Source organism: Peribacillus glennii (assembly GCF_003429105.1).
In the GTDB taxonomy this organism is placed as follows: Bacteria; Bacillota; Bacilli; order Bacillales; family DSM-1321; genus Peribacillus; species Peribacillus glennii.
The window spans coordinates 662,651-676,995 of record NZ_QVTD01000003.1 but is presented as its reverse complement, the minus strand read 5'-3'; the positions used below and the strand labels follow the sequence as shown (position 1 = coordinate 676,995).

At 39.5% G+C, this 14,345-nt stretch carries 14 protein-coding genes and 1 pseudogene; 9 read left to right on the top strand and 6 right to left on the bottom strand.

Annotated features, from left to right (window positions below; all coding sequences use genetic code 11):
• Window positions 1–93: 93 nt before the first annotated feature.
• Complete coding sequence (locus D0466_RS04715; protein ID WP_117321385.1) at window positions 94–369, bottom strand: stage V sporulation protein S; 276 nt, start codon at window positions 367–369, stop codon at window positions 94–96.
• 186 nt (window positions 370–555) lie between these two features.
• Here D0466_RS04715 and D0466_RS04710 point away from each other — a divergent pair, with 186 nt between their 5' ends.
• The 3 genes from D0466_RS04710 (at window position 556) to D0466_RS22510 (ending at window position 1,703) form a co-directional block, all read left to right on the top strand.
• Window positions 556–948, top strand: coding sequence for an SET domain-containing protein (locus D0466_RS04710; protein ID WP_117321384.1), 393 nt, complete (start codon window positions 556–558; stop codon window positions 946–948).
• A 325-nt stretch (window positions 949–1,273) separates the two neighbouring features.
• Entirely contained in the window at window positions 1,274–1,489 is a 216-nt protein-coding gene (locus D0466_RS04705; RefSeq protein WP_142919893.1) for a hypothetical protein, read from the top strand.
• Window positions 1,490–1,529: 40 nt separating this feature from the next.
• Entirely contained in the window at window positions 1,530–1,703 is a 174-nt protein-coding gene (locus D0466_RS22510) for a hypothetical protein (RefSeq protein WP_199484504.1), read from the top strand.
• 229 nt (window positions 1,704–1,932) lie between these two features.
• Here D0466_RS22510 and cspC read toward each other — a convergent pair whose 3' ends face one another.
• The 3 genes and pseudogenes from cspC to D0466_RS04690 form a co-directional block, all read right to left on the bottom strand.
• A complete protein-coding gene (cspC, locus tag D0466_RS04700; RefSeq protein WP_101634077.1) occupies window positions 1,933–2,133 on the bottom strand; it encodes a cold shock protein CspC in 201 nt (66 codons plus the stop codon).
• Between the two features lie 184 nt (window positions 2,134–2,317).
• Complete coding sequence (locus D0466_RS04695; RefSeq protein ID WP_117321382.1) at window positions 2,318–3,241, bottom strand: S66 peptidase family protein; 924 nt, start codon at window positions 3,239–3,241, stop codon at window positions 2,318–2,320.
• A 190-nt stretch (window positions 3,242–3,431) separates the two neighbouring features.
• Window positions 3,432–4,083: pseudogene (locus tag D0466_RS04690) on the bottom strand (cupin domain-containing protein).
• An 80-nt stretch (window positions 4,084–4,163) separates the two neighbouring features.
• Here D0466_RS04690 and D0466_RS22090 point away from each other — a divergent pair.
• On the top strand, window positions 4,164–4,307 hold the full coding sequence (locus tag D0466_RS22090; protein ID WP_158555831.1) for a hypothetical protein: 144 nt from the start codon (window positions 4,164–4,166) through the stop codon (window positions 4,305–4,307).
• Window positions 4,308–4,482: 175 nt separating this feature from the next.
• On the opposite strand, the gene D0466_RS04685 is transcribed toward D0466_RS22090, so the two are convergent.
• Both D0466_RS04685 and D0466_RS04680 read right to left on the bottom strand, forming a co-directional pair.
• The gene (locus tag D0466_RS04685) at window positions 4,483–4,956 is read right to left on the bottom strand and encodes a CBO0543 family protein (RefSeq protein ID WP_325048676.1); all 474 of its coding nucleotides are present in this window, start codon (window positions 4,954–4,956) and stop codon (window positions 4,483–4,485) included.
• Window positions 4,880–6,049 (bottom strand): DUF2515 domain-containing protein, encoded by a 1,170-nt coding sequence (locus D0466_RS04680; protein WP_117321380.1) that lies wholly within the window; start codon window positions 6,047–6,049, stop codon window positions 4,880–4,882. Before D0466_RS04680 ends, D0466_RS04685 begins: the two co-directional genes overlap by 77 nt.
• A gap of 197 nt (window positions 6,050–6,246) precedes the next feature.
• Here D0466_RS04680 and shc point away from each other — a divergent pair, with 197 nt between their 5' ends.
• From shc to D0466_RS04655, 5 genes are all read left to right on the top strand, one after another.
• On the top strand, window positions 6,247–8,151 hold the full coding sequence (shc, locus tag D0466_RS04675; RefSeq protein WP_117321379.1) for a squalene--hopene cyclase: 1,905 nt from the start codon (window positions 6,247–6,249) through the stop codon (window positions 8,149–8,151).
• A gap of 422 nt (window positions 8,152–8,573) precedes the next feature.
• Complete coding sequence (locus tag D0466_RS04670) at window positions 8,574–10,559, top strand: methyl-accepting chemotaxis protein (RefSeq protein ID WP_117321378.1); 1,986 nt, start codon at window positions 8,574–8,576, stop codon at window positions 10,557–10,559.
• 241 nt (window positions 10,560–10,800) lie between these two features.
• Complete coding sequence (locus D0466_RS04665; protein ID WP_117321377.1) at window positions 10,801–11,187, top strand: Hpt domain-containing protein; 387 nt, start codon at window positions 10,801–10,803, stop codon at window positions 11,185–11,187.
• Between the two features lie 1,283 nt (window positions 11,188–12,470).
• Window positions 12,471–13,046 (top strand): competence protein ComK, encoded by a 576-nt coding sequence (locus D0466_RS04660; protein ID WP_117321376.1) that lies wholly within the window; start codon window positions 12,471–12,473, stop codon window positions 13,044–13,046.
• Between the two features lie 296 nt (window positions 13,047–13,342).
• Window positions 13,343–14,335, top strand: coding sequence for a glutathione S-transferase family protein (locus D0466_RS04655; protein WP_117321375.1), 993 nt, complete (start codon window positions 13,343–13,345; stop codon window positions 14,333–14,335).
• Window positions 14,336–14,345 lie beyond the last annotated feature (10 nt).

The window sequence follows — 14,345 nt, the reverse complement described above, 5'->3', positions numbered from 1 at the left end:
AGTTAAACTTTTGATTAGAAAAAATTTAATGAAAGCAACATACATGTTTATCGATTCATGATTTTAAAAAACATTTGATATACAATTTTTTTTCTAAGCTCGAATTTTTCGAGGACGTATAATTAATTTGATTGCTGTTCTTTCTTCATTATTGATTAATATCTCTGTAAAGGCAGGAACAAATATCAGGTCAACGCCGCCAGGAGCGACATATCCTCTTGCAATGGCAATGGCTTTAATTGCTTGATTTACAGCGGCAGCGCCAATCGCTTGAATTTCTGCATTGCCTTTTCCTCTCACGACACCAGCAATCGCACCTGCAACTGAAGTCGGATTTGATTTTGATGATACCTTTAAAACATGATCCATATAAATTGATCCCCCTGTTATTTAATCGCTTATTTGATCAGTGAAAGGAACGCAAGTAATGTATCTTTAACTAATATTCATTTCCAAATGAAACAGAACCAATTAAATGGATTGCTTTTATCCTTATTAACTGGCAAACTTAAGAAGACAACAGACTTCCAAGAAAGAATAGTATAGGTGACTAACATGATTGAAATAAAGACTTCCACACTCAGCAATGGTGAACTAAATAGAGGGGTATTTGCAACACGCGATATAACTAAAGGTGAGCTTATACATGAAGCGCCGGTCATTCCTTATCCCAATAAGGAGCATGTTTTCATAGAGAAAACGTTACTTGCTGATTACGCTTTTGAGTATGGTATTAACCATTCTGCAATCCTTTTAGGTTATGGTATGCTATTTAACCATTCATATGAGCCTAATGCCACATATGATATTAACTTTGATAACCACACGTTTGAATTTTATGCATACACAGATATAAAAGCAGGCGAGGAGATCCTGATCAACTATAATGGTGATGTCGATAACAAGGATGCTCTATGGTTTAATGAGGAAGACAGTGAAAAAGCCTGAATACGTAATAAAGCTATAGAATAAATTCTTGTCGCACGCCAAAAGGACTGATTTAATATAAAATTTTTGGTTCAGTCCAATTTTTATGGTTACTTTGATTATATTCCTCGCATGCGTTTCGTGAACAAAAATAGAGAAGCTTTATTAATATATGGTGAAAAAACAGGTACGAAGAGATTTTTTCAGACAGGCACATAATTACGCATAAATCTGGGAATAATGGTAACATAGTAGTTAGGAATTAATCGAATGGACAAAATGCTAAAAGTGGATTGGAGGAAAGGTGTCACCTTTTTGTCAACTCTATAGATTAAAAGGAGTACTAATGATGACCACAATGACCACCATCACTTTTGCAAACAACCAGAAGGAATTGGATCGCAAAATCGAACAAATTACTCAAGACCATGAACGACTAAATCCTGAAAGCACAGTTGAGCTTTCTTTTCTAAATCCGAAATTAGAGGAAATTCATTTTCTGCCTCATCATACTACACAATTATTAATTGGAATACGAATAGTAGCAAATGACGATAAATAAACACCGTTAGGCGGCCGGTTTTAGTGAAAGAGGTGTAAAGATGGCGGATAAAAACAAGCACCAAACTGGAGAAATAGTAAGAATAAAAACAACTGATGAATTAGTAACCATAAACAAATGGCAGTATGTAAAGAGCATGAAGCAGTACTCTTATACCGTAAAAGAGCATCCAGCAACATTCTATTTCGAAGATGAATTAATTAATAATGGGTGATTGCCGAATTGAATCCTGACACCAAAGTAATAACCTTAAAAATTTAATTAGCTGTTTGCCAACCAGTATGCTATACTGAAAGCAACCTTTGAAGCTTTAAATCTTTTTACATTACCTGTACCAACTCCCTGCTTGCTCGTAAAGCAGGGTTTATTATTATATTATCTAATAGAAAAACAAAAAAACAGACTCTTTTTACAGAGTCTGTTTGTGTATATATCATTCAAGATTAAGCTTTTTGAACGTTAGCAGCTTGAGCTCCACGAGGACCTTGCTCAACGTCAAACGTTACTTTTTGACCTTCGTCTAAAGATTTGAAACCTTCGCTTTGGATAGCAGAGAAGTGTACGAATACGTCGTCTCCATTTTCCCGTTCAATGAAGCCGAATCCTTTTTCTGCATTAAACCATTTAACTGTACCTTGTTCCATTTTTGTTGCCTCCTAGTGCGTTACCGCACACAATGTATTACTATCCTTGCCCAAAGTGATCATCAAGACGAAAAGTCAAAACTAATGCTATCCTTTACACCGAACAAAAATAATTCTTTTTTAATATAACAGAAATCGAATAAGTTTGCAAATTATTGTTATTCCCACAACAAAATATTTTATATCAAGGAGAAACCGCAGGTTCCAAAACAGTCAATGTATTATCTTGTGTATTGAGATTAACATTGGTACCAATTGGTATGGCAGCTTTATAATAACCGTGCCCGGTAGCAAGGTTGACCATCAGGGGTTTTCCCAGGGGGACTAACAAATCATTTATTAATTCATCATACGTTGTACCATAAGATACAGGGCAATTGGTACATTGTCCCATAATAATTCCAAGACAATCCTGGAATTTACCTGACAGCGATAATTGGGTCAGATACCTAAAAATCATGTTAGTAGGTGAATGGGTCTCTTCTAAAAAAAGGATTTTTCCGCGTGTATCAATTTCATATGGTGTTCCAAGGGCATTGACTAACGAAGTCATATTTCCGCCTACAATAGGTCCTCTTACATTTCCCGGCACCAGGCTTCTTAGAGGCATATCCGGTGGATTTTGGATAGCTTTAGGGGAAGTCGTTGTAGACGTTGTTTGAAAGAATTGATTAAAATTGTAAGAAGGTGTGTCCGGTCTAAAATCAATAAGCAATAAACTGTGGAAAGTGATTAAATTGCTGGTTTGGTACAGATTATTCAGAAGGATTGTTACGTCGCTATAACCAGAAATTATTTTAGGGTTATCTCGTATGACTTCGTAATCCAGATGGGGAAGAATGGTCTGGACCCCTGTGCCTCCCCGGGTTGGCAGGATCATTTTGATTCTACTGTCAGTGAACATGTTCATTACATCTTCGGCCCTTTCCTCGGCCGATGCAGAAACAATACCCTCATAAGAATAAACGTGCCTGCCAAAGACTACATTAAACCCCATGTCCCTCAAAGTTTGTGCCCTTGCATTAATGATATTTGCATCAAGAGGGCTGCCGGGTGTAACCACTCCGATTGTGTCTCCTCTTTGCAACAATGGTGGTTTTACTGCCATGTTTTCCTCTCCCTGTATTCCCTTTTGCATAATCATTTGCGACTCTACGTCGGTCTATATTATGACTTTGCTGAGCAAGGAAACCCACTAAGTAACAGAGTGGTTTGCCCTTGTTCTTTATCATGTAGTGTCCCTGGGAACATCAATCAAAAAATCACTTAAAATGGTTTTCCCATCGATTTTTAAAAAATTAAGGCCGATCCCAGTACCGAGGTGGTTGATATTGTTGAAAAGAATAGTTTCTCGCAACATAATGTTGACCATCGTTTCTTTGATCAGTCAACCTGGCTTCTTCATCATGTTTCTGCCGAGGCTTGCAATTTTCAGGAGGACCTATAAATGTACCAGGTTGTACAGGAGCAATGGAGTTTTTCCATTGATTTTCATCTGGAAAATAAGTATGTGACATGACGTTTGCCGGAGTGAACTTTAAAAGTTCAGAACCTAAAATAACCGAGGTTCTGGTGCGTTAAATATGTCCACGAGGTGTGTGTCATCTTCAGCTGCCACTTCGTAATGCCGCTATCCTTGAGGAATATTGGCAACCTGGCCCGGTTTAATCGGATAGTTTTGGATTCGTTTTGTAAATGGGTTAAATAAAGAATCTAAAGAAGAGCCTGAAATGCAATAAACGAGCTCTGCTGCATTTTGGTGATAGTGAGGCTCTATAACATTATTAGCACTTAAAAAAATATCCAGTAATGATATATTTTCCAATGTATTAATTGGTTAATGCCTAAGATATTAATATAATTCCGGCTATCCTTTCTGAATAAGGTACTTTTGTTTACATCGAAAGCGAATGTAGCATCGGGGGAGGTGTAATCCATATCCGAAACCATTTATATTCCTGCGCTTATTTATGATTTTGTTCACATACTAATCTATGCAGCCGTTAAAAACTGGTGCAGGTACCTATTCTATGAAACACAGGAAGAATGTTATTTTGTTAATCGTGAAGCAATTGAACCTAATGAAGGAATACAAAGTCGATCAAATAAAATCGAAATTCGTCAGCACGGTCAGCCATGAATTAAGGACACCGCTTGGCGGCCCGATTCAATAATTTCTCAATAACAAATATATTGGCTTCATTACCATCAACAATAAGAATACTTATTATGTATTTGTCCTAAATCCTAAGTATCATTAATAAACATCCTTTTTACCCCATTTTAACTATCATGAACCTTGTAAACGTGTAAATTGAGAGATTTCAAGATTCCGATTGTAGTACCAGGTCAAATGTTGCCCCTGGCTGATTCACACCAGGTAAAAAAGAAAAAGACAACCAGAATAAATGCAGGGTATCCTAAGAATGAATACATATGCTGCCATTGATCACTGTAACCGATCCATCCCAGCCTTCCTGAAATCTTTTCGAAGAGCATCATGGCCAAACCGATAAGGATTAGAAAAAGAGTCCTTTGTAGCAAATTCATCCAGGACAAAGCCGTTACACAAAATAGTGTCATTACCGGGATTCCTATCAGGGTGAATCGAATATCAATGGAAAAGATATTGGTAAGGGGCCTGGCCTGAAACGTATATAATTGTGTTCCTGTCAAGATTAATTCGAGGTAGGTTGCCAACCAGGAGGCAAACAGCATGGACATCCAATACGAATGAAGAGAGGCCTTATTCCTTCCGGAGAAAAAGGGCCTTTTTTGTGAAGATGGCGAGCTCGAGCTTTTCGATTGTCTTGCAATATTCATGTTTAATCTCCCCGTCTACATGTTTATATGGATTTTCAAAGTAATCAATGATACTCCAATCCTGAAACCAATCCATTTGTTCGGCCGGTTCATGTTTCATATCTTTCCAGACATGCTGTAATTTTGGACTATATAATCGAGGTGCATTTTTCTTTAAGGTACAATTTTTTATTTGCGGGATATACAGGCTCCCCGGCACAGATACTTTCACATCATTAAATAGGTGCGGCCAGAAATCTTTTCTGGATCCGGTATGAGGATTAGAGATTGCCCAGTCCACAATTTGATTCAAAATGTTTTGGCTGGAAAAAAGCAGCGAGTACAACCGTTTTCCGAGGCTTATTCGTTCATGGAGAGAGGCAAACTGGTGAAGTGTTTGCCCGAGAAGCTTCGTTTTTTCAGATTTTCCGGATTCATATGGAAAGAGAATATGGTTTAAGCTTAAAACGTCTTGCAGCTTGAATTCGATCGTCTCAAGAACAGACTGTTGATAGCCTTTATTTTGAATGACTCTTTGTTCTAAGTAATATTGCTCATTTATGATCAATGCAATGGCCAGGGTACAGCGATTTTCATTCATCCAAAAAGAGTTCCATATCGTCTCCATAAAAGTTGACACCCCAAAGGCAGACAATAGATGAAATAATGGTTTATTTCTTTTTAATCCCTCCTCATATAATAAAAACTGAGGATATATATCCTGGAAAATTAACCAATTCCCCCTTTCCAAAAATCGAAAGAACTGATGCTGCTCCTTCTCTGAAAGAAGCTTTGAAAGCAGCTCCCCTTTAAGGTCGGTCATATTCCAACCGGCATTTCTGGATACCATGTGCCCAAGAAACGCCCACTCGATTTCAGGGTGTTTGCGATAGAATTCAAGATAGGCCCGTGTACGTGTTACATTATTGGCATTCAGGTATCTTGCACATGCTTCGATTTTGTGGACGAGTTCCATTTCTTCCGGCATTAAAGGTGAATTTGCTGCTGATATCGGACTTTGTGTTCCGGATTTCTTTTTTAATTCCTGATGGATGTTACATAAAGCTTGAGATGCTGGAGTGTTTGTTGTTTGTTTTTTCTTTTTATTAAACATGATGGGGTCACTCCTCTCCAGGAATGTACATTTGTATGATTGAATAGAAATAGGTAAAGAAAACTCGCCTATTGGCGAGCCCTGTACAGGCCAAGGCAGAGGGGAAGTTAGGCCCAGTGGATGCGGGGCACAGTTGCTAAGGATTAGTCTGTGTTCTGCCAAGAAAATCATTTTTCACATGAGAGGGTTGATTCCAAATGAAGCGAGCTGTTATTTCAGAAATGAACCGACTCATTGCTAAATTAATAAATGACCAGTCCCACGATGGTTCTTGGGACTATGCCTTTGAAACGGGAATTTCAACAGATTCTTATATGATCATATTATTACGTTCATTGGAGATACATGATGATAAGTTGATACAAGCACTGGTTAAAAGGATTTTAAGCAAACAGGAAAGCAATGGAGCCTGGAAGTTATATCATGACGAAGGATCAGGAAATATGCCGGCTACCCTTGAAGCTTATTATGGACTTCTATATTCCGGTTATATCAATAAAAAAGATCCGAGGATGAGGGCTGCCAGACAATTTATTTTGCGGGAGGGGGGAATAGAAAAGGCAGGAATGTTTACGAAGGTTCTGCTCTCTTTAACGGGCCAATCCCCCTGGCCCGCGATCTTTCCCGTCCCGATCGAAATATTCCTTTCACCCATCCCTCTCCCTGTCAATTTCTACGATTTTTCCGTTTATGCCAGAGCAAACCTGACACCGATTCTGATTGTGGGAAACAAAAAGTTCCAGTTAAAAACAGACCATAGTCCAGACTTATCAGATTTATATGTGAACCGTTTACAAAATAATGAAGATGAACCTTTTTTTCGTTCGGATGATGTTAATGAATGGAGGAATCTGATTACTGTCCTTAAGGAAGGTATGAAATCGCTTACTGGTTTTTCTGAACATTTAAGGACCGCGGCTTTTGACAAGGCAAAACAGTATATGCTGGGCCGAATTGAACCGGATGGGACTTTTTATAGCTATTTCAGTTCCACTTTCCTCATGATATTTGCACTGTTATCACTCGGGTACCCTAAACACCATTCAACCATTAAGAAAGCGGTGCAAGGGCTAAAATCAATGGCCTGTGAAATTGACGGTCATGTCCACATGCAATATACGACTGCGGACGTGTGGAATACTTCTTTAATCAGTTATGCATTACAGGAAGCGGGTGTTCCTAAATCTGCTGAATCCATTCAAAAGGCAAACCAATACTTACTTTCAAGGCAGCATTCCAAGTATGGGGACTGGGTGGTCCATAATCCTGATACATTGCCCGGCGGATGGGGTTTTTCAAACATTAACTCGTTCAATCCCGATGTTGATGATACTACCGCAAGCCTGCGTTCCATTCGTCATATGGCGGGCAGGTTGCCGGAATACTCTGGGGCATGGGGAAGGGGAATCAACTGGGTCTTCTCCATGCAAAATAAAGATGGCGGGTGGCCGGCGTTTGAGAGAAATGTTGATAAAAAACTATTAAACTTAGTGCCGGTGCAGGGGGCTGAATTCACCTTGCTTGACCCTTCCTCAGCAGATTTAACGGGAAGGACCCTTGAATTCTTAGGAAACCATACCAACTTAAATAAGAATCATCCTTCCCTAAAAAGAGGGAGAAACTGGCTGAGTAGCCATCAGGAAAGGGATGGCTCATGGTACGGCCGCTGGGGGATTTGTTATATATACGGAACTTGGGCGGCAGTCACAGGGTTGATTGCGAGCGGGAAGCGGCCGGAATCTGCTGTAATACAAAATGCGGCAGCCTGGTTAAGGCTTATTCAAAATGAGGACGGTGGCTGGGGAGAATCTTGTCATAGCGATACTGAAAAAAAATATGTTCCTTTAGGTGAAAGCACATTAACCGATACTGCATGGGCAATAGATGCCTTGATTGCTGCTTCAGACACACCAACCCCAGAGATTCAGGCTGGGATCAAATATTTAATTGAAAATGGAAACAGACAGGATTGGACGGAACAATATCCCAAAGGACAAGGGATGGGAGGGGCTTTCTATATCCATTATCATAGCTATCGGTACATTTGGCCGATACTTGCGTTGAGTCACTATAGAAAGAAGTTTTTAACTGAAAAACAATAGATAAAAAGACCGGCTAAGGACTCATTGAAACGGCATCCAATTGTATTGGATGTTTTTATTTTTGGCCAAAGAGATGATATACCTAAAGATTGCTGATGCCGCGTAGAGCAGGGACCACAGACAGAAACTGGAGGGGTGACAGGTGACTGTTGATGTCGTATGTCATCCGGTTACAAGCTATTGCTTCTTTTTCTGAGGCCGACGCAGCATATTTACAGAGGGAGAGTCTGGGGAAATTTTTTTATTTTCCTGAAATTGTCTTTTTTTGTCTTAAATGAATATTATGCTGTTTGAAAGGATGGAAAAAGGTGTCGAATGTGACAGATTTTTGTCTGAACCGATTTTGACAAAATGGGTAAAAAGTAATAGCTTCGAATTGGGATGGAAGTAATGGAATAATAGACATATAAAGGGGTAATTACATGCGACGCTCGAAACAGAATTTTTTTGGTTTGACAATAAAGACGAAATTATTCATTTCATTTCTTATCATGTTATTGATTCCTTGCCTTACCATAGGGTGGATTTCTTTTAAAACAGCGAAAGAAAAAGTACAAGAACAAATTACCATGTCCGCAGCTGAGACAACGAAACTATTGAATTCAAATCTCGACCGGTTTATAGAACCTGAAATAAAATCCATAGATTTCCTTTCTGAAACCATACATTCTGATGACTATAAGGGTGCGAATTCTAAGGCCCAATTACATACAATGATCCCATTCGTGTCTACCCACCAGGAGATCTCAACCATGTTTGTCGGCGGAAAAGACGGGAGATTTATCAATGCTCCGGCAAAGAAGATGCCAGAAGGTTATGACGCCCGTCAAAGGCCATGGTATCAAGAGGCGATGAAGCAACAAGGTGAAGTAATTGTATCAACTCCCTACGTTTCAAAAACGACCGGAGATTTTGTCGTATCGGTTTCTAAGGCATTAAAGGATGGTTCCGGGGTAATAGGAGCTGAAATCAAGTTAAAAACAGTCGAAGCTTTCACCAATCAAGTTAAAGTGGGAAAAGAAGGTTATGCTTTTATTTTAGATAAGGACAGGAAAGTAGTTGTACATCCCACAACGAAACCTACGGAAGAATTGCCAGGCGGATCTATAGACCCGATTTTCAAATCCCAAAATGGAGATTTTGCTTATCCGCTTGATGGGGTACTTAAACATATGTTTTTTGTTACAAATGAACGAACAGGATGGAAAGTTGCAGGAACACTCTTCTATGATGAGGTCGATAAAGAGGCACAGCCTATCTTTAATAAGACCATACTTGTTTTGGCCATTTCATTGATTATCGGATTGGGGATCATATATATAATCGTTTCCTCGATTACAAGACCATTACAAACTTTGGTTGCTGCGTCAGGAAAAATAAGTGATGGTGATCTGACGGAAGAAATCGAACTCAAGTCGGGTGATGAATTAGGACAGCTAGGGGACAGCTTTAACGATATGACCAAAAATCTCCGTGCATTAGTCAAACAAATAGGACTTAACACGGATCAAGTTGCAGCCTCAGCAGAAGAACTTACAGCTAATGCTGAAGAAACGAGCAGAGCAACAGAGCAAATTGCTCATACCATTCAAGAAGTTGCGTCAGGCTCTGAAAAACAGCTGGGAAGCGTTGAAGATAGTGCAGTCAAGATGGAGGAGTTAACTTCTGAAGTGCAGCGTATAGCACACAATGCGCAAAGTGCGTCCAAATCTTCCGTTCATACATCCGAACAGGCGATAGAAGGAGAGAAAAGTATTCAGCTGGCCATGGAACAAATGAACACGATCAAAAAAACTTTTGGAAATCTTTCGCTATCCATTGAATCCCTGGGTTCTCGTTCAAATGAAATTAATAAAATCATTGACGTTATTACAGATATATCGTCGCAGACTAACCTTCTTGCGTTAAATGCTGCCATTGAAGCTGCACGGGCGGGAGAATACGGACGCGGATTTGCCGTTGTAGCGGATGAAGTTAGAAAATTGGCGGAACAATCATCAAATTCGGCTCAGCAAATTTCAAATCTGATTGCAGCTATCCAGGATGAAACCAACAAAACTGTCGTTTCAATGAATCAGGCTTCTAATGAAGTAATGCAGGGAATCGGAGTAGTGAATACGGCCGGGGAGACGTTCGGCCAGATCAAATCTGCCATTAATGAAGTCGTTGCCGAAATCTCTGATATCTCGTCATCGGTAGATAAAATATCATTCAGCACCGGACAAGTTGTCGAATCCGCTGTGATCATTTCTAAAATAGCAGAAGAAGCGGCTGCAGGAACCCAAAATGTTGCGGCTGCTACTGAAGAACAATTAGCTTCTATGGAAGAGATATCAGCATCCGCGAATGCACTTACCAATATGGCTGATGAGTTACAACATACTATTGGGAAATTTAAAATCTCATAAAATTATAAAAATTGAGTGCATCGGAAAGCACCGTTAGCATAGTACTAATAACGGTGCTTTTTCAAATTACTTTTCACACGGTAACTGTGAAAGAGCAGTGATCGTTAATTTAATTGTATCGTGCAAAAAAAATCCAGGCATTAAAGCTTATTGGACAAAAAAGCTGCTTTTTTAAAGGGCCTGAAAGGTGTCTACATGCATTGTTAAATTCAAAAATCCATAAGGAGGCGACAAAGGATAAATGGCAATAAATATTCAATATGAAGAGCTTTTTATAGAAGAAAGTTTGGTGTATTTGCAAGCTCTAAACGATCATCTGCTAAAATTGGAAGTGCAAAGAGAGGATATAGAAATAGTAGGGCAGATTTTTCAGTCCGTTCATAGGTTCAAAGGGATAGCTGACACAATGGGTTTTATAAGGATTGCTGATCTGGCTCATTGTATGGAAGATGTCCTCGACTTAATGAGGAAAAGGAAATTGCCGGTGACCGATGCTCTCGTGGATTTAATACTTGAATCAATTGAGGCGTTAGAACGCATGGTGGATTCCATCAGACAATGCGGCGATGGGAGGGGAGAGGTTTCCTTGTTAGTGCGAATGCTTGAACAAGTTGGACGATTTGCGTGACCGAACGCATGAATTTTAAGAATAGACAAGCGATTACGAAGAAGGATCGGATGATGTGAACCGGTAATATGCTGAAAAAGCAACTGCAAATTCAGACCATTTGACTGAAGCCTTGTTTTGTTTGTATGCGCCTTAGATTTAATCTCAAATTTTTAAACTTAACAAGACGCGGAAATCGTGGACAGCAATGAAGAAACCATTGGGAAAAACCAGGGTAAAGCTTAGACAGTGTTTTCGGGGCTCTTCATGCCCCTCTGTAATCATTTTCGTTAGAATCCTGCTTGGTCGAAAACAAAAGAGATAGCACCAAGCTATCCCTTGTTTTTTAACCCTCAATTATAGATGATATATACGCATTGCCTCATTATTAGCCATAAACTTTCCTCTCTAATAAAAATATAAACGAATACACGAGCTATTCAACAAGGACCATATTATTCCTTCATTCTTAATACCAGAACATTATAGTTTTTCATAACAACAAGTCTCTCATAGGGAAAACAGAATTCCTGTAATCAAGAAATATCCGGCTTACGAGATTGCTCAATTTAAGGGGGGTAACTCCAATCAGGGAGTGTTGCTGGTTTGACAGCGTTGGTTTCAGCTAAGTTTATGATATATCTGTAAATTTATGTTATACGGTTAACGCAAACAAATATAGCAAAATCTCATCAAGACGCCAAAAACAATTCTTGATATACAATATTTGTATTTTTTGTGTCAAGACTAGTTGTTTGATAAAAGTACATTTACAAGATTTGCTAATAAATGCATAATCGAACTAAAGGACATAGGAAGATAGACTTACGAACAAAGGAACGCTTCTTTTCCTGCTCAGTGCCTTTAATGGATTTATAAAAAAGATTTCCAATGGAGATTTTCACAGCCACATATAATTTTAAGAGGATTTATGTAGTCCAGATAAGCGCCCAGATATCAGCCAATTCATTATGGACTGCCTCGCGAGGAAGACTTTTTCTCTGGGCGCAGAAATATTTAAGAAGTGTATTGGTCTGGGGTAAGATGGAGGTAATTTTGCGGGAGGTGAGGAATATGTGACCACAAATAGCAAACCAGTTTTTTGGCGTGCAAGGTCGGGGAGAAGTCAGAGGCATAGCTGCATCCTTTATGGATCTAAAAGTACATTTACTTTTAGCCATAAAACAAAAACCTTTAGGCACTGTCTTCGGGGACCTTGGCCTAAAGGGTCTGTCAGATGGAGTATACCATCTACATTTCTAGTATACTCCTATTATTTATAAAATTAAATAGGGGGCACATGTATGAGGAAGAGGAACCATTATCTTATTAATCAAAAAACGGTTTTGATTGCCTCGGAATTTGACAACTTTGGAAAAGAATTGTCCAGAATCATCGAAGGAAAAAAAACCTTTCTGGTCAATAGGCGGCCAATTCAAATCATTGACGAAACATTAAAATACTACGGATCCAGCTTAGCGGGTGCGACCCAAGGGTCCAAGGCAATACTTGGCGATAAATATAATTTACCCATCGCCGTAAATCCGAGGGTATTCAATATCTTGATTCCATGTAAAACATCTGGAAAAAAGGGGAACCTGTGGCTGGCTTATTCCCACATTATCCATCCGGAAAAAATAAATACACGGAGCACAAGGCTTCATTTAAATTTCGGCCACAGCATTATACTCAATATGAAAAGAAGAAATGTAGAAAGCAGGCAACAGCTTGGGGCCTTGCTTCATATCAGAATGATTGAACGGACAACCAGGGGCGCCACGATTTTATACGAACCGAATAGTGGATTTATTGTGATTGAAAAAAGCGGGGAATATAACCTGGATGTAAGAAAAGACAAGGCAAAAATGGAAGACGATTAGGAAGGAGGGCAGCTGGCTATAGTTGGCTGCTCTTTTTAGTTTATTGTATGCAAGGCACGTCAATAATCACATTTTTCCCCTTTGGGATACAAAAAAGTTATATATATATGCACTAAGAGTAATTTTCCTTTACACTCATTAAATTTATTACTATGTCATTTTTACATCCGCAAATCAAAAAGTTGTTAAGGCTAGAAGACTCTTACGACAAAACAGGTTTGGTTTTGAAAAACTTACAATTGGAAAAACGTTCAACCTGTTGTAAGATTAGGATAAAAATCCAAGAGGTGGATACAATGTCATCAGGTTCAGGAACGTCTGGCGAAATTAAGGCGGATGGGTCATTCAATCGGCAGGTAAACAAGTTTACTGTACCGTTTGGGACACTTCCTGGTGAACTTCCGGTAGAAGCTGGCAGATATCGTTTATTGTGGTCGGCGGTTTGTCCCTGGGCCCATCGGTCTGTCATTGTGCGGAGAATCCTTGGATTGGAAGATTCAATCAGCCTGGGAACAGCAAGTCCAATGCGTCCCAATCTGCCTCGTGTAGACTGGGAATTTTCCCTGGATGAGGATGGGGTAGATCCGATACTTGGGATTCGATATATGAGTGAAATTTATAAACAGACTGACCCGGAGTACAGCGGCAGGCCAACTGTACCTGTAATTGTAGATGTTAAGGAAAATAAGGTTGTAAATAATGATTATTTTAAACTGACAAACTACTTCGAAACGGTGTGGGCTCCGTTCCATAAAGAAAATGCTCCAGATTTGTATCCGGAAAACTTGCGTGATGAGATTGATCACTTAAACGATGTAATCTTCCATGATGTCAACAATGGGGTCTATAAGTGCGGCTTCGCCCGTTCCCAGGAGTCATACGAAGAGGCGTATGATGCTTTATTTGCCAGATTGGATGAATTGGAGCAGCGGCTGTCAGAGAAGCGTTTCTTGGCGGGTGATTTTATAACAGATTCAGATGTCAGGCTGTACGCGACATTAATCCGCTTCGACGCAGCCTATTACGCAGCATTTAAGACGAACCGGAACCGGATTGTGGATTTCCCTAATCTATGGGGTTATTTACGAGATTTATATCAAACCCCCGGGTTTGGCGATACAACTGATTTCCACGCGATAAAAGTGCACTACCATCTGTCAAACCACATTGCGAGTGATGATCATAAAAGCAAGAATATTCTGCCTAAGGGACCTGATCTTTCAGGACTTCATACTGCACATAATCGTGAAGGATTGAACGGCATGAAACATAAGTTTTTGATTAAATAAAGTCACAACA

Excerpts from the sequence above, each read along its gene's own strand:
- D0466_RS04715 (WP_117321385.1), bottom strand. The coding sequence starts at position 369 with ATGGATCATGTTTTAAAGGTATCATCAAAATCAAATCCGACTTCAGTT.
- D0466_RS04710 (WP_117321384.1), top strand. The coding sequence starts at position 556 with ATGATTGAAATAAAGACTTCCACACTCAGCAATGGTGAACTAAATAGA.
- D0466_RS04705 (WP_142919893.1), top strand. The coding sequence starts at position 1,274 with ATGATGACCACAATGACCACCATCACTTTTGCAAACAACCAGAAGGAA.
- D0466_RS22510 (WP_199484504.1), top strand. The coding sequence starts at position 1,530 with ATGGCGGATAAAAACAAGCACCAAACTGGAGAAATAGTAAGAATAAAA.
- cspC (WP_101634077.1), bottom strand. The coding sequence starts at position 2,133 with ATGGAACAAGGTACAGTTAAATGGTTTAATGCAGAAAAAGGATTCGGC.
- D0466_RS04695 (WP_117321382.1), bottom strand. The coding sequence starts at position 3,241 with ATGGCAGTAAAACCACCATTGTTGCAAAGAGGAGACACAATCGGAGTG.
- D0466_RS22090 (WP_158555831.1), top strand. The coding sequence starts at position 4,164 with ATGAAACACAGGAAGAATGTTATTTTGTTAATCGTGAAGCAATTGAAC.
- D0466_RS04685 (WP_325048676.1), bottom strand. The coding sequence starts at position 4,956 with ATGAATATTGCAAGACAATCGAAAAGCTCGAGCTCGCCATCTTCACAA.
- D0466_RS04680 (WP_117321380.1), bottom strand. The coding sequence starts at position 6,049 with ATGTTTAATAAAAAGAAAAAACAAACAACAAACACTCCAGCATCTCAA.
- shc (WP_117321379.1), top strand. The coding sequence starts at position 6,247 with ATGAAGCGAGCTGTTATTTCAGAAATGAACCGACTCATTGCTAAATTA.
- D0466_RS04670 (WP_117321378.1), top strand. The coding sequence starts at position 8,574 with ATGCGACGCTCGAAACAGAATTTTTTTGGTTTGACAATAAAGACGAAA.
- D0466_RS04665 (WP_117321377.1), top strand. The coding sequence starts at position 10,801 with ATGGCAATAAATATTCAATATGAAGAGCTTTTTATAGAAGAAAGTTTG.
- D0466_RS04660 (WP_117321376.1), top strand. The coding sequence starts at position 12,471 with ATGAGGAAGAGGAACCATTATCTTATTAATCAAAAAACGGTTTTGATT.
- D0466_RS04655 (WP_117321375.1), top strand. The coding sequence starts at position 13,343 with ATGTCATCAGGTTCAGGAACGTCTGGCGAAATTAAGGCGGATGGGTCA.